This window comes from Caldimonas sp., assembly GCF_046289365.1.
Lineage (GTDB): Bacteria > Pseudomonadota > Gammaproteobacteria > Burkholderiales > Burkholderiaceae_C > Caldimonas.
In genome coordinates this window covers 1-14,580 of sequence record NZ_JBKBVU010000074.1, presented here as the reverse complement: position 1 = coordinate 14,580, position 14,580 = coordinate 1, and the positions used below count along the sequence as shown (strand labels likewise).

Annotated in this window: 12 protein-coding genes; 2 read left to right on the top strand and 10 right to left on the bottom strand. The window is 66.3% G+C overall.

Going from position 1 to position 14,580, the window contains the following annotated elements; translation table 11 throughout:
* Together ACK42S_RS09360 and ACK42S_RS09355 are read right to left on the bottom strand one after the other, a co-directional pair.
* Positions 1 to 999: malonyl-CoA decarboxylase domain-containing protein (locus ACK42S_RS09360; RefSeq protein WP_409706104.1), on the bottom strand; the 999-nt coding region annotated here is incomplete at its 3' end.
* Entirely contained in the window at positions 996 to 1,724 is a 729-nt protein-coding gene (locus ACK42S_RS09355; RefSeq protein WP_409706101.1) for a GntR family transcriptional regulator, read from the bottom strand. The genes ACK42S_RS09360 and ACK42S_RS09355, both read right to left, overlap by 4 nt.
* 289 nt (positions 1,725 to 2,013) lie before the next feature.
* Here ACK42S_RS09355 and ACK42S_RS09350 point away from each other — a divergent pair, with 289 nt between their 5' ends.
* The gene (locus ACK42S_RS09350) at positions 2,014 to 2,754 is read left to right on the top strand and encodes a hypothetical protein (protein ID WP_409706098.1); all 741 of its coding nucleotides are present in this window, start codon (positions 2,014 to 2,016) and stop codon (positions 2,752 to 2,754) included.
* Between the two features lie 17 nt (positions 2,755 to 2,771).
* Here ACK42S_RS09350 and kdsA read toward each other — a convergent pair whose 3' ends face one another.
* From kdsA to ACK42S_RS09335, 3 genes are all read right to left on the bottom strand, one after another.
* Entirely contained in the window at positions 2,772 to 3,614 is an 843-nt protein-coding gene (gene kdsA / locus ACK42S_RS09345) for a 3-deoxy-8-phosphooctulonate synthase (protein ID WP_409706096.1), read from the bottom strand.
* A 97-nt stretch (positions 3,615 to 3,711) separates the two neighbouring features.
* Positions 3,712 to 5,139 carry a capsule biosynthesis protein gene (locus tag ACK42S_RS09340; protein ID WP_409706093.1) on the bottom strand — a complete coding sequence of 476 codons (1,428 nt, stop codon included), beginning with the start codon at positions 5,137 to 5,139 and terminating at the stop codon, positions 3,712 to 3,714.
* Between the two features lie 187 nt (positions 5,140 to 5,326).
* Positions 5,327 to 7,330: a capsular polysaccharide biosynthesis protein gene (locus ACK42S_RS09335; protein ID WP_409706091.1), complete on the bottom strand. Its 2,004-nt coding sequence runs from the start codon at positions 7,328 to 7,330 to the stop codon at positions 5,327 to 5,329.
* Between the two features lie 158 nt (positions 7,331 to 7,488).
* Here ACK42S_RS09335 and ACK42S_RS09330 point away from each other — a divergent pair, with 158 nt between their 5' ends.
* On the top strand, positions 7,489 to 8,439 hold the full coding sequence (locus ACK42S_RS09330; RefSeq protein WP_409706088.1) for a hypothetical protein: 951 nt from the start codon (positions 7,489 to 7,491) through the stop codon (positions 8,437 to 8,439).
* A 26-nt stretch (positions 8,440 to 8,465) separates the two neighbouring features.
* Here the strand turns inward: ACK42S_RS09330 and ACK42S_RS09325 are convergent, their stop codons facing one another.
* The 5 genes from ACK42S_RS09325 to ACK42S_RS09305 all read right to left on the bottom strand — a co-directional run.
* Complete coding sequence (locus ACK42S_RS09325) at positions 8,466 to 9,608, bottom strand: polysaccharide pyruvyl transferase family protein (protein ID WP_409706085.1); 1,143 nt, start codon at positions 9,606 to 9,608, stop codon at positions 8,466 to 8,468.
* A 5-nt stretch (positions 9,609 to 9,613) separates the two neighbouring features.
* The gene (locus tag ACK42S_RS09320) at positions 9,614 to 10,876 is read right to left on the bottom strand and encodes a glycosyltransferase family 4 protein (RefSeq protein WP_409706082.1); all 1,263 of its coding nucleotides are present in this window, start codon (positions 10,874 to 10,876) and stop codon (positions 9,614 to 9,616) included.
* A gap of 12 nt (positions 10,877 to 10,888) precedes the next feature.
* Entirely contained in the window at positions 10,889 to 12,709 is a 1,821-nt protein-coding gene (locus tag ACK42S_RS09315) for a glycosyltransferase (protein WP_409706079.1), read from the bottom strand.
* Positions 12,710 to 12,728: 19 nt separating this feature from the next.
* Positions 12,729 to 14,033 carry a glycosyltransferase family 2 protein gene (locus tag ACK42S_RS09310; protein WP_409706076.1) on the bottom strand — a complete coding sequence of 435 codons (1,305 nt, stop codon included), beginning with the start codon at positions 14,031 to 14,033 and terminating at the stop codon, positions 12,729 to 12,731.
* On the bottom strand, positions 14,030 to 14,580 hold a 551-nt coding region (locus ACK42S_RS09305; RefSeq protein ID WP_409706073.1), incomplete at its 5' end, for a glycosyltransferase family 2 protein. The genes ACK42S_RS09305 and ACK42S_RS09310, both read right to left, overlap by 4 nt.

Genomic DNA, 14,580 nt, shown 5'->3' with positions numbered 1-14,580 from the left:
GGCCAAGGCCTTGAGCAGCCGCTCCTTCAGCTTGGGCGGCAAGTCCTCACGCTCGCGCAGGCCTGGGGCGTGCTTGTGCAGCCAAGCCGTAAAGCCAGGAATGGGCGAGAGCGTGCAAAAAGTGCGCAGCTGCGGGAACTCGCGCTGCAAATGCTCGGCCACACGCTTGATGAGGAAGTTGCCCAGCGACACGCCCTTGAGCCCCGGCTGGCAGTTGCTGATCGAATAGAAGGTCGCCACCTTGTACTGGCGCTCGTCGGTCTGTGGTTGGCTGCGCACATCGATCAATGGGCCCACCGCGGCCGGCATCTCGTCCACCAAGGCCACTTCCACGAAGATCAGCGGTTCGTCCGGCAGCTGCGGATGGAAAAACGCAAAGCAACGCCGATCCGGCTGCAGGCGGCGACGCAAATCGGCCCAGCCGTCGATCTCATGCACCGCCTCGTGCTGGATGATCTTCTCCAGCAGCGCCGCCGGCGAGCGCCAGTCCACCTGCTCCATCTGCAAAAAGCCCGGGTTGAACCACGAGGACAGCAGGTGCAGGAAATCGGCCTCCACCGCGGCCAGATCGGGATGCTGCTTCAGCAGCTCCAGCAGGGTGCGGCGCATGCCCACGATCACCGCGGTGCCGCCGCGGGCGCGGTTCAGGCGGCGCAGCAGCTCCTGGCGCGGCGGCTCGGCCGCCTGGATCAGCGCCATCAAGCGCGTGGCCTCGGGTGCCTCGGCATAGCGCTGCGCGGCCTCGAGCACGGCCTGCGGATGGGGGCCGAACTCGCTGTCCAGTACCTTGAAGAAGGCCAGGCGCTGCTCGGCCGTCAAGCCCGCGTACAGGTCCAGCACCTCCTCGGCGATGGCCACGCTGTTCGACTCGCCCCGCTCGGACAGCAGGCGTCGGCAGCCCTCCACCACCTCTTTCAGCAAGCGGGCCTGAGCGCGTGGCGAGCGCTGCGGCATCAGGCCGCGGCGGCCCGTGCCGACAGAACGAGACAAGATCATCATGGGGCCTCCCGGGGGGTTGAGGGGGGGATGTGGGCCGGACGTGCGGCCCCGGACTCGGCCGCACGCAGCGCCTGCAGGGCCTGCAACTGGGCCATCAGGTGATCGTGCATCAGGCGCTCGGCGCGGTGGGCATCGCGACGCACCAGCGCCTCGATCAAGGCCCGGTGCTCGGCGATCGAGGCCTCCAGCCGCCCCGGCCAGTGAAGCTGGCGCCCGCGCAGCATGCGCATGAACTTGCGCAGCTCGTTGGTCGCCCGGTCCAGCCAGCGGTTGCCCGCTAGGGCCTGCACACGGGTGTGGAACGCATGGTTGGCGCGGTAGTAGCCGTTCACATCGCGGGCGGCGGCGTACAGCTCCAGGTCCTCGTGCAGACGCTGCAGCTCGGCCAGCTCGGCGTCGGTGGCGCGCAGCGCCGCCTCGTGCGCGCAGCGCCCCTCCAGCAGCGCCATCACTGGAAAGAGCTGCTGCGCATCGTCCTCCGACAGCTCGACCACCTGACAGCCGCGACGCGGCACCGCCGTCACCAAGCCTTCGGCGGCCAACACCTTCAACGCCTCGCGCAGCGGGGTGCGGCTGATGCCCCACTCGGCCGCCAGCGCCTTCTCGTCCACCCAGGCCCCCGGCGCCAGCCGGCGCTCGAAGATCAGGGTGCGCAGCCGCGCCGCGACCTCTTCGTGCAAGGTCGTTGGTCGAATCGCGCTGTGCAGCTCGCCAAGATGGGTCATTGATCAGCCCGGTGCCGGCCCCATGCCGGTGGGTCTCTACTGACAATAGATCAAAAATCAATAATTACAAATTACCCATAAACCCTGACGACCGCCGCGACCCCACCGGCCGCCGCAGCCGTGGCCGCACCTCTTCGCTCGGTGTGGTGGTCTCCAGATCCGGGGGGGCGGTGGACAGGTCCTCCAAGGCGTGGCGCCCTCCGGATCGGGGGATGTGAGCACCCGCTGCGCTCTGGTGCATTCAGTGGCGCGGCCCTATGCTTGTCTCACCCTTCACCGGAGCGACCGCATGCCGCACGAACGCCTGAGCGACCACATCACCGCCACTTACCTGAGCCTGCGGCTGGGCATCGCCGTGCTGTCCATCGGCCTGCCGCCGGCCCTGGTGCTCTTGGGCGTGCTACTGGGCGGCGTGCCCCTGCAGGCCTCGATGAGTGCGTACTACCACGCCGGCGAGGGCGCCGTGCGCGATGTTTTCGTGGGCACGCTGTGCGCGGTGGCGGCCGGCTTGCACTTGTACAAAGGCATCACACGGCTGGAAAACCAAACCCTCAACCTCGCGGCCTTGCTGCTGGTGGGCGTGGCCCTCGTTCCGATGGCCTGGGACTGCGGCGCCACCTGCCCCAAGGTGTCGCTGCACGGCACGTTCGCGGCCCTGTTCTTCGTGGCCATCGCCTACGTGTGCATTTTCCGTGCGTCCGACACCCTGAGCCTCATCCGCGACCCGGCCCTGGCGCGGCGCTACCGCCACACCTACCAGGGCCTGGGCGTGGCGATGATCCTCGCCCCGGCAACCGCCGGCGTGCTGGGCTGGTGGCTCGAACAAGGCTCGGGGCAACGCTGGACCCTGTTCCTCGTCGAAGCGGCCGGTGTGTGGACGTTTGCGGCCTACTGGCTCGTCAAAACCTTCGAGATGCGCCGCACCCATGCCGACACCCTGGCCGCCGAAGGCCGCCTGGCCGTGCCCGAGCACGGGGTGGGCGATGCGTTCAAGGCGCTGGAGGTGCAGACGCTGGCGCGCCCCGTGTGAGGCGCGCGCAACGCCCCTCAGTCGATGTGCAACGGCGCAAACCCTTTGACCAGCGCGTCGATCGCCTTCATCTGCGCGAGGAAGGGCTCGAGCTTGTCCAGCGGCAAGGCGCTGGGGCCGTCGCACTTGGCTTGATCGGGGTTGGGATGGGCCTCCAGGAAGAGGCCGGCCAGGCCCACGGCCATCCCCGCGCGGGCCAGTTCGGCCACCTGCTGACGGCGCCCGCCCGAGGCCGCGCCGCCGGGGTCGCGCTGCTGCAGCGCATGCGTCACGTCAAAGATCACCGGCAGGTCGCCCGTCACCTTCTTCATCACGCCAAAGCCCAGCATGTCCACCACCAGGTTGTCATAGCCGAAGCAGGTACCGCGGTCGCAGACGATGATCTGCTCGTTGCCCGCCTCGCGGAACTTCTCGACGATGTGCTGCACTTGCGAGGGGCTGAGAAACTGCGGCTTCTTGATGTTGACCACGCGGCCCGTGCGCGCCAGCGCCACCACCAGATCGGTCTGACGCGCCAGGAATGCCGGCAGTTGCAGCACATCCACCACCTCGGCCACCGGTTGGGCCTGCCAGGGCTCGTGCACATCGGTGAGCACCGGCACGCCGAACTGCGCCTTCACCGCCTCGAAGATCTTCAGGCCTTCCTCCAACCCCGGGCCGCGGTAGGAATGGATGGACGAGCGGTTGGCCTTGTCGAAGCTGGCCTTGAACACATAGGGGATGCCCAGCTTCGTGGTGACGCGCACGTACTCCTCACAGGCGCGCAAGGCCAGGTCGCGCGACTCGAGCACATTGATGCCGCCGAAGAGGACGAAGGGGCCGTCGTTGCGGCAGAAAATGGACGGGGTGATGGCAACCATGGCGGTGTTTCACGAGTGACATGCAGGCCGGGATTGTCTCATTGGGCTGCGGCGGCGCAGGCGCTCGGCCCAAGCCGGGATCTTGGCACCGGGGGGGTTACTGCCGCGCTGACGCTCGCGCGCTCGCACGCGCTGGCGCCTCGGCCACCGTCGCGCCGATCTGCGGTGACGCCACCACCTGCATGGGCAACGCGCGCCAGCCCGGCGCGCCCCCCCCCTCGGCGGCCTCCAGTGGAACCGGTTGGCTGATCACCGACGGCCATTGCGTGGCCTCCTCGGTGTCTGGCACCGCGACGGGCCCCTGCGGCAAGCCGGGCAGCCGGCCGTAGAAACTGCCATTGATCTGGTTGGTGCGCAACAAATAGTGGCGCAGCCGCTGGTACAGCGCTTCGTCCACCCGCCCCGGCTCGCGCCAGAACCGGGCCAGCGGCCCGGCATGCACCAAACCGTCGATCGCGTAGAAGCACGCCCCCAAGGTGAGCACTGGCACCTTGTGATAAAGCGCTTGCAAGCCCACCGTGCTGTTGACCGTGACCACCCCCCGGGCGTGGCGCAGCAAGGTGGGCAAATGCACATCGTGTACATACAGCACCCGGTCTTGCAGGCCCCATTGCCGTTGCCTTTGGGCGATGTGGCGCGCGTAGCAACGGTAGGCGCGGTCCATCGGGTGATGCTTGATGACCAACCACTCGTCGGCCGGCGCGTGCCGGGCGAAAGACGCCATCACCTCATCGATCACCGCCTCGACGCTGGGATACGGCGAGTAGTGCTGCATCTGGCTGTCGTTGTGCACCTGCAGCGGCAAGACGAAATAGCGCTTGTGACGCTCTTGCGCGCACAGACGGGCCCACACGTCGCGCTGCGTCCAGCCATGCCAAAGCTTGCGCCAGCCCCCACGCAGCCAGGCCAAGGCCTGCGTGAGCGGATGCAGCGGACGGTGATACACATGGTGCGCAAACACCGGCCGCGCCACCCACATTGCCACGCTGTAACACGTGGCATACCAAGCCATGCGCGCAAACGAGGCGGCCACCGGCTGCGGCCGCGAAGCAGGGGGCTCGTCGGGCATGAAGCGCAGCGCCTCGGCGCTTTTGGGCACCGAGGACAAGCCGTTGACGCCCCCTTCCTCCAAAGTGATGTAATCCGGCCGCAAATAACCTTCTTCGAACACGAACACCGGCAGGCTCAGCCGCGCCGCCACCGCCCGCGCCAGCTCGTGCACCGGGCGGTGCTGGCCAAACAGCACCAAGGCATCGATACGGTGCAAGACCACGAAGGACGCCAGCCAGGCGTCCAAGTCCTCATGCCGGCCACGGTAGGCGTAGGTGCGCGCGCGGCGGTAAAACCACTGGTCCCCGCCGTTGAAATTGACTTTGTACGGCTTGGCGCCTTGCTGCTCCAGCCAAGCGGCCAGCCGCGCGAAAAACGGCCCCATGGGCCCTTGCAGCAGCAAGGGCCGGCGGTGTTGCAGCAAGCGCCGCAACATCAGGGGCACGGGCGCGGGGAGGTCGAGTGGGTACGTCATCGAAGGCGGAAAAACGCAAGGGCGCCACACTCAAGCAGCGCCCGTGCCAAGGCGGCCATTCGCTGAGCCGCGCAAAACTGTATTGTCCCCTATGCAGCCGGCGGGCCGCCGGGGCCTTCCCCCGCAAGAGGGTGTCGAATTGCGAGATCCGTCACAAAGCGCATCACGTGGCATGCGGGGCCCTCGGTCAGCGCTGGCGCCAGGCCAGCACGCGGCGCAAGACCCAGCGCCACAGCGGCAAGCGCGTAGGCCCCTGCCGCTTCCATGCCAGCAGCTCGTCGAGTGCGCGCTCTGGCGTGGTGAACGCGCCGGTGGTGCGGCTCACATAGGTGGGGTACAGAATCAACACGGCGGCCACCAGCTCATCGAGCGTCAGGCAGCGGCCCCGCCGCGACTGCCGGTGATGGTCGCGCGTGAGGCCCCAGCCGGCGTAGAAGGGGCAGCCATAAGTCACCACCTCGCGCCCGCGCAGCAAAGCCTCGAAGCCCGCCAGCGAGGTGAGCACATGCACCTCATCCACCTGCACCAGCAAGCCATCCATCGGCACATCCACCACGATCTCGTCGCAGTAATGCCGCACGTCGTTTTCGCCTTGCCCGGCACGGCGCAGCTTGGCCACCACATCGGGATGCGGCTTGTACACCACATAGGCCTCAGGCGCGGCCGCCCGCACGGCTTGTAACAACGCCAGGTTCGTGCGCAAGCCCGGGGCACCCAGCGCAATGGCCGCATCACTTTCCACCTGCCCCGGCACCAACACCACCCGACGGGCGGCCGGCGGGCGCGTCCAGCCCCCCTGGCCCACGTTGTACTTCGTGATCCCCTGCTCGATGATGCGCTCACGCAAGGCGCGGGCCCGCGCCAGCAAAGCCGGCTCGAACACGGCCGTGGCCAGCAGGTGCTCCAGGTCCGACGGCGCGCCGGCGTCGTAGTAGATGCCGCGCCGGTCCATCACCCACGACAAAGGCCGCACCAGCTCCGCCCCCAGCCCCACCGAGCGCAAAAAGCCGTCCTCCAGCCGCACCAGCGCCAGTTCGCGCGGCGCGGCCAGCGGCACCTCGCGCCGCCCCCACACCGCCAGCGTGCCCCCCGGCGGCACCTGCTCGGCCTGCTTGACGAACTTCACCTCGCTGCCACCAAAGAAAGCCCGCACGATGGGCTTTTTCCAACGCGAAAAGCCCAGCGCATGCACCTGCGGCGGGAAGCGCTCGCGCATGCGGCGCTGCAGCGCCATCCAGGCCATCAGGCGCTCGGGCTCGCAGCGCTGGCCCGTCTCGGGGTCCAGATACCGTGGGTAATCCACCAGCGCGGCATGCACCAAATCCTCCAGCGCCACGGGGCGGCGGCGGCCGGGCGCCGGCTGTTCATCGGCCGTGAGCCCCCAGCCGGCATAAAAAGGCATGCCAAAGCAGCGCACCGGCCGGCCCCACAGCAGGGCCTCGAAGCCCATTTGCGAAGTGACGCTGTACACCGCTTGCGCCGCCTCCAACACCCCACAAGGATGCGCATGGCTGGCCAACACCTGCACCCGCGCCGCCTGCCCCGGCGTGAGCCGCTCGAAATGCCCGCGCTTGCGCCCGGCGATCACATCGGGATGCACCTTCAGCACCACCGGCAGGCCGGGGTGCTCGTCCAAGGCCGCCTCCAACATGCGCGCAAAATCGTCCGGGCTGGCCTGGCCAAAGGCAATCGACGCATCGCCGAACGTCTGGTCCACCACCAGCACGAAAGGCCCTTGCACCGGCGGCGGCGCCTCGCGGGCGAGGTTGTATTTCGACAAGCGCCCCTCGCGCCACAGCGCCTGCAGCGCCCTCGCGCGGGCGCGCTGCGCCTCATCGTGCGGGGCCTGCACCCAAGCCTCCAGCCGCGAGGGCGTGCCAGCGTCGTAGTAAATGCCCAGGTCGTCCAGCACCAGCGACAGCGGCGGCTCGGCATCGCCCAGGCCCAGCGAGCGCAAAAAGCCATCCTCCACCCGCCACACCGGCAAGCCATGGCGGGCCGCAAACGCCTCGGCCACGCGGGCGCTGGGTTTGCGGCCCCAGGCCAGCACCGCGTCCAACCCATCCGGCGACGGGCGGCGCGCCCGCACCAGCTCGGCATCGTCAAGCAAGGCCGCCAGCGTGGCCACCCGCTGAACGCCGCGGGTGAGCACAGCCAGGCGGCGAGGCGGAGCAAGACTATCGGTTGTCACTCGGCAAACATACGTTCGAGGCGCCGTGCGGATTTTTTCCTTTGCCGTGGCACGGATTCCGGGGAGCAGGTCAGCCGGCCTTCTGCGATGCACCCCGCTCTCACCCGGTAGCACACCGGCGCAGAATCGGGGCTGCACCTGCGACGATCCCCCTGCCCATGTTCCTTCACCTGCGCCGCCCTTCCCGACCGACCGCCGCTGCCTACCGACCCGAGGCCACCCGCTGGCTGGTACTGCAACAGGGCCCCAATCCCTCCACCGACTATTACATCCGCCCACGGGCCACGGCCAGCGGGCTGCCGGTGAGCTACCGCGATATTGACGCCGACATCCCCACCCCCGCCGACCTGAGCCCCGGCACCCGCGTCGTGATCGTGCGCTATCTCACCCCAGCTTGGGCCCAGGCCCTCCATCGCCACCATGCACAACTGGCGGCGGTGGTGTACTTCATGGACGACGAACTGCTGAACCCGGCTGCCTGGGTGGAGCTGCCCAAATCCTACCGTCAGAAGCTCGTGCGCTACTGCCAGCGCATGCACCCCTGGATCGACGTGCTGGCCACCGAGTACTGGGGCTCCACCGCCGCCCTGTGTGACGCCCATGCGGACCGCCACATGCAACTCGTACCACCGCAGCCGCTACCCGAAGATGCCCATATACAACCTACCCCCTGGACGCCCGACGGCCCCCTCTGGGCCTTCTATCACGGCTCGGCCGCGCACCGCGCCGAGATCGAATGGCTGCGCCCCGTGGTGGCCGAAGCGCTGGCCCAGAACCCCCGCCTGCACTTCGAGATCATTGGCGACCACGAGGTGAACAAGCTCTACCGCTCACTGCCCCGCACCCGCGTGCTCCACCCCCTGAGCTGGCCCAACTACCTGAGCCACTGCCGCAGCTTCCGCGCCCACATCGGCCTGGTGCCGCTGCTGCCCGGCCCCTTCAACCTAGGGCGGTCGCACACGAAGGTGTATGACGTGCAGAGGTTGGGGGCGAGGGGGATGTTTGCTGACCAAAGCCTGTATGCCTCGATCGCATCAAGTCTCAGCGAAGCCGAGTTGCTGCCAATGCGAACTGACGCCTGGGCCCGGGCACTCATCTCCGTGGCATGAGTGTCCCGAGATCGCCGGTCAGTAGATCAGCCCGCCGCAGCGATGCCTTCGAGCCAATCGACAGGCTGAAGTTGGTTGTTTTTTAGAAAGTCCACATAACGCCGGGCAAGCATCCGTCGGTTAGCATCAAATTCATCCGGATCAAACTGGAAGAGCCTTAGCAAGTCGTTTCGGTGAATGCCACCGACCACATCCTTCGATAGTACATAAGGCACTTTCATGGTCTGGCAAAGCTCCAGGGTGCGTGAGTCGTGTGCAATACACAACGCGGGGACCCCGGCCTGCAATGCGAGCATAACCCCATGGATACGCGTGCCAATCACAAAATCAAACCGCCGGTAGTGCTCCATCCATGATGGGACATCAAAAAATACGTTTCCTGCACGCGCGGTCCAGTCAACAAACTCACCTATCGACATCTCCGGACATGCATAGTCCCTGCAAGCGGCGACGTCTTCCTCGCTTAGCTGAGGGGCTTCCCCGCGAGTAAGCTTAACCATCTCTAGCGGGCTTTGGCCGATATATGAACCACCTGTCGCCTTCGCAAGTGCCGTTAGGGAAGCCTCCAGCTTGGCCAAGTGACGCCATCTGTGGTGGCCCGCGGCTACGGCAATACGAGAGGGCTCTCGCACCTTTTCGGAAATAATTCTTCCCAACTCTATTGAAGGATTAATGAAGAGTGTTGGACAGCCGAGGACTACCGCCGACCCTGAAATTCCCAACCCCTCAAGAACATTTAATGTAAATTCGCCACGCACACCAATATTCGGAAAATCTGCTGGCGAATGATCAATCAGGCTTCTAACCCAAGCAACGGTTCCATTAGGAACATTCGGCAAATTTCCGCTCAAGTCGCCTTGCGCGCCGAGTCCGATAGCCACCATCTTGGCCTTTATGTTTACAAATTTTTCTACCAGGTTACCCAGATCAGCATGAGGCCCCAACTGGTTCGCGCACGGCAAGACGGCAATATCTCCGCACGCATCAATTTCATCTGGATGTGCTCCCCAATCTGCAACACTAAGCGTATCGCCTATGTGACGGCCGATTGCATAGTGGAAAGCCAGATTACCTGTGTTATGGCCGACCAACGAATAGAGCTCTTCGGTGGACATGAATGGCGCATGAGGCTGGCTCGACCGCAAGCCAAGAATGAAGGGCTTGAGCATAAGGGTCATCCAAATGCAAGGGTGTTGATGAGCTGCATGTGCGCTTCTGCACAACCTGCGTAGGTGAGTGGCTGGCGAATACCGTCTTGAAAAGTTTTCCAGGCATCAGTCATGCGCGCCGCCTGTTGCAGGCTCTTCGACCAAGATAGAACATTGCCAGCAGGGACATGAATCCCATCAATCCCATCTCGCACCTTTTCCGCCATCCCACCGATATCACTCACCAACAACGGCCTCCCACACACAAAGGCCTCCTGGATCACCATAGGTGAGTTTTCCCACCAGATGGAGGGCACGACCACCCAGTCCACCCCGGCCATGCGGCGGCGTAGCTCGTGGGGCTGGTAGGGGCCCACCCACTGCACCACGCCTTGCTTCACGAGCGGATCTCGCAGCTCAATGATCTTGTCCTGAAACTCTTTGGGGTGCCAGTCTAGGTTGGCGCCGTGCACTTCGAGCACGATCTTCTTGCGCTCGGCCTTGGGCAGCTCGTGCAGCGCCTGCAGCAGCACGTCCAGGCCCTTGTAGGGGCTGATCTGGCCGAAGAAGCCGAAGCGGTTGCGCGTTTCGCCTTCGGCCAGCGGGCGCGGGGGCAGCGGCGGTTCGTCGGACTGGCCGTTTTCGATCACCACGATCCGCTCGGGCGCCAACCCCCACTCGATGTAGCGCTGCCGCAGGAATTCGGACGGCGCCACGAACTGGTCCACGAACTTGAAGTGGCTCATGAAGTAGTGCTTGCGCAGCCAGAAGTCTTCAGCGGTTTGCTGCGGGAAACACTGGCGGCACTCGTCGTAGCTCTCGCGGCTGCACAGCTTGAAGCTGCCCGTCTTGATCATCTGGCCGTTGTTGCGGCAGATGGCCATGTACTCGTGCAGGGTCATCATGATGCGGATGGAGGGGTCCACCTGCTTGATGACCCGCAGGTACTCCAGCCCGAGGTGAGCATAGTGATGTGTGTGCACCACCGTAGGCTTGAGGGCCCGGATGAGATCGGCAAACCACGTGGTGAGGGATTCCTGGTGGGCCGCCTTCATGAGGTGCCAGTCGTGCACGGCCTGCTCCCACAGGTATTCGTTGGGGCGTCGCAGGCTGATGGCCCCTGTGACGCCGCGGCCGCAGTCGGCGCGCGCGAGGAACCATGCTTCTTCGACGCTCGGTTGCTGGCGATAGGCCTTATAGAGATTGTAGGCGGCAATCTCACCGCCGCCCAGGCTGAAGTCCGGGTGGGCATGGGCCATCACCAGGATGCGATGTGGGGTGTTCGTCATGATGGCAGGGAATCAGGCAGCGGTCGCTTCGGCTTCGATCAGGTGCCGCCAACGGTTCTGATGGCGCACAGCGTTGTAGATCACCACGCGGGTGCGGAGGTCATCCTGTCCAAGCAACTTGAAGGATTGGCGCTCGAGGTGGGTAAGCTGCACTGACGGCAGGTAGGCCACGTTCAGGCCCGCCTCGCGCAGCTTGAGGCACAGGTCGGAGTCCTCGAAGTCGCCGACGAGATAGCCCGTGTCCCAGCCGCCCACGCGGTCGAAGTCGGTACGTCGCAAGGCGAGACATGCACCGGTCACCGCCGGTACGATGGTCAGCTCCTGCGCGGGGTCGAGGGCAGGGTCCAGGCCCATGCAGGGGTGGTGATTCACCCAGACGCCCAGCTCATCACGGCGCATGAAGCGCATGCCTGCGTGCTGGATCGCACCGTCGCCAAACACGAGGCGAGGCGCCACGGCCCCCACGTCGGGCCGCGACTGGAGCACGGCCAGCAAGCTTTCCAGCCATCCGGGTGCCTGGGGAAAGGCATCGCTGTTGAGGAACAGCAAGTGTTCACCCCGGGCTTGTCGGGCCCCCAGGTTGTTGGCCCCCGAGAATCCGCGATTGACGCTGCCCCACACCCAGGTGAACGGGAGCCGGTAGAGCCTGAAGAGGGCCTCGGCCTGCGCGGCAAAGGGTTCGACCAGCTTGGGGTCATCCACCACATAGATGATCTCGGCATGCGACCGCAGCCAGGCATCTTGTGCGAACTCGATGAGTTGGTGCTCGACGAAATCGGTCCGTCCGTACAGCGGGATGATGAGGCTGACCAGCGGCCGCTCCACGGCCGCGCCCAGCCGCTTGACGTGCACGGGCAATTCGTCCCATATGTCTTGGCGGTATTGGATGAGGGAGGACAACACGGGCTCGTCCACAAGGCCCACCCTGCGGTGCATTTCTGACAGTGGACAAAACACGCTGAAGAGCAATCGCGCAGCGGCCACGGGGTCCGCGGGCAGGGTGCCGCAGCTCGTCTCGCTGAGCAAATGCACGCCCGCCTCGGACAGCGCCTTCAAGCGCAGCCTGGATCCGGGCTTGAGCCCGGGCAAGCGAAGGACGAAGCCTACCTCACGATCTGCGTGTCCGAACTCATGGCCAACCGCGTCGTAGACGTCCTGCCGGTAGCGACGAAAGGCCTTGTCGAGGGGGTAAGTGTGGCCCGCATCGTCTTCAAGCCAAACCTGGGTGCCTGGCGTATGCACGAGCCAGCCCCAGGCCACGCCTTCTTCGGTTTGAGCGCACGCCGACGCTCCTTCCAGGAAAGCGCGGGCGTTTTCGCACGGCGTCGTGGATGACGGCAACTGAGCGACCAGGTCTTTCCACTCGTCGGTGTGGGGTCGGAATGCAGCGCATAGCAGGGCCAGCGCCGAGCCCAGCGGCGCTTGCATCCCGTCGCGCCACTTGGGTTGGGTTTCGAGCACCAGCGGTTGCGATACGGTTTCGGCTTGCCCGTGTTCACGCCAACACAAGGTCACGGCATCGTCGCCGGCCGATTCGGCCACGAGCACGAACCCCAGATCGGCGCCGGACGGGAGGTTGAAGTGTGTGGCGACGTCGGGCCGCGGCACGGCCTGCCGGCGCACCTGGAGCACACGGCCGGCTGCGCGCAGGCCCAGCTCCACGCCCGCAGTCGACCAGCCGGCCACCACGGTGAGGCTGCCCAGGCGGTAGGCGAGATCGACCTTGATCTGGCCGGCATCCGGCGAGCCCGGGAGTCGCCAGGGCTTGGTCTGGACGTCAGGGGCCAAGGCGGGCGGTGCCGTCTTGGTCTGGGATGTGGGGAACAGTTTCACGCTGGGGAACCTCCTGTGGTCATGGCGTCTTGGCTTGGGACAGGCGCTCTTTCATGTGCACCGCTGCTTGCGTTGACAGTGGCAGTGGGCCGTGCAGGGCAGCTTCGTGCGGGCCCGCCCACACCTCGAGCAATGCGTCGCCGTTGGACGGCTGGGCGGCGGGCAGGCTGAGGTGGAAGCCGCACAAGGCCGTGGCCAGGGGGTGGTGGCGGTGCACGTCGGGACGGGCCAGCCAGCGCGGGACGGGCGTATCGATCCACTCGGGCCCAAGCCGCACACGCAGGCACGCCGGCGCCTGGCCGTCTTGCTGCAAGGCCCAGCCCCAGAGGTTCAGGCGGCCGTCGCGCCATTCGACGCGATCGATGTGGCCGCGCACGGCCTGGGGAAAGAGCTGCAGCCGGGCCGCCTGGGTGGGGGGAGCCGGGGGCTGAGCGCCCCGGGCTCGCAGGGCCGCTTCGATGGCTGCGATCTCGGCCTTGACCCGCGCCAGCAGCGCAGGCGGCACAGGGGCGTGGATGTCGTTACGGTCGTGCGCGCGGAAGTAGTCGTCGCCCTTGGTGCGCCCCAGCACGGCCGCGCTGCCTTTGCGCTGCTTGGCGGCGAACTCCTCTCGAGACTTGACGACGTAGTGGTGCAGTCTGAGGCCCTCCCAGACCAGCTGCTGGCTCAAGCCGGGGCCGCGGGTTGAGTGGTCCACGAGCATGTCGCCATTGGTGTGAACGTAGTGGTAGCCGGGCTTGAGCGTGAAGAGGTGAGGGTTGCCGTGCAAGCCCTCAAAGGCCTGCATGCGCACGATGGACTTGATGTGGTGATTGACCCAGAAGCTGGGATCGGCATGTCGGTCGAAGCGTTCCATCACGAGCCCGGCACCGTGATCCACCTGCCCCGCCGAGCCGTAGGTGACCCAATTCAAGGCCACGGCGCCCACGCCGGGACGTTCGCCCAAGCAGGCCAGCACGTCTTTGGGGCCGATGTCATCACGCTCGGGCATGATGAACTCGTCCGCATCGATCACCGCCACCCAGTCTTCGGCGGCGGCGTGGCGTCCGAGGATCTCGGCGTAGGCCGGCATTTGAGGCGCCTGCCCCGGGGGCGAAGGAAAGGGGATGCGCTTCACGTAGCCCAGCTCGTGCAGCGCCTGCAGCAGCTCGGAGGTGCCGTCGTCGCTGTCGTTGTCGGCGATGTAAAAGGCGTCCACGCCGACCACGCGGTGGTGGGCGAGCCACTCCACCACGTAGGGGGCTTCATTGCGGAAGATGGCCGCCACGGCCAGGCGCGGCAAGGGCCGGGGCGGTTGGCCAGGGGGTTCGAGAGCGGTGTTCATGCGGTCAGGGCCTCGGCGCGGTGGGACGCAGCCACAGGCGCGAGAGCAAGGGAGTAGTCCTCTCGCTCACTGGTGAGGTTGGGGTTGTAGGCAGGGTCGCGCTGTAACACGGCGCCCCAGCGGTTGAGCATGACGTTGACTTCGCCGACGAAACGGGCCCGCTTTTCGGGGCTGGTGTCGGCGCCGCGGCTCACGGATTCATGGTGGTAGAGCTCGGCGTGCGGCGTCCAGAGGTTGCGGTAACCGGCCTCGCGCACCTTGAGGCACAAGTCCACGTCGTTGAAGGCCACGGGCAGGCCTTCGGCGTCGAGCCCGCCCACACGGTCGAACACTTCCTTGCGCAGCACCAGGGCGGCGGCGGTGACGGCGCTGGGGTTGTATATGGTCCACAGCCGGCCGAAGTAGCCGGGCTCGTGGCGCGGTGTGCGGCGCAGCGCGTGGTTGGCCACGCCGCCCAGGCCCAGCACCACGCCGGCGTGCTGAACGGTGTCGTCGGGGTAGTAGAGCTTGGCCCCCACGCAGCCTACGTCGGGGCGCAGGGCGTGGC

Bases quoted from the DNA above. Each gene is read 5' to 3' on its own strand.
- ACK42S_RS09310 (WP_409706076.1), bottom strand. From the start codon at position 14,033: ATGAACACCGCTCTCGAACCCCCTGGCCAACCGCCCCGGCCCTTGCCG.
- ACK42S_RS09320 (WP_409706082.1), bottom strand. From the start codon at position 10,876: ATGACGAACACCCCACATCGCATCCTGGTGATGGCCCATGCCCACCCG.
- ACK42S_RS09340 (WP_409706093.1), bottom strand. From the start codon at position 5,139: ATGACGTACCCACTCGACCTCCCCGCGCCCGTGCCCCTGATGTTGCGG.
- ACK42S_RS09330 (WP_409706088.1), top strand. From the start codon at position 7,489: ATGTTCCTTCACCTGCGCCGCCCTTCCCGACCGACCGCCGCTGCCTAC.
- ACK42S_RS09355 (WP_409706101.1), bottom strand. From the start codon at position 1,724: ATGACCCATCTTGGCGAGCTGCACAGCGCGATTCGACCAACGACCTTG.
- ACK42S_RS09350 (WP_409706098.1), top strand. From the start codon at position 2,014: ATGCCGCACGAACGCCTGAGCGACCACATCACCGCCACTTACCTGAGC.
- ACK42S_RS09325 (WP_409706085.1), bottom strand. From the start codon at position 9,608: ATGCTCAAGCCCTTCATTCTTGGCTTGCGGTCGAGCCAGCCTCATGCG.
- kdsA (WP_409706096.1), bottom strand. From the start codon at position 3,614: ATGGTTGCCATCACCCCGTCCATTTTCTGCCGCAACGACGGCCCCTTC.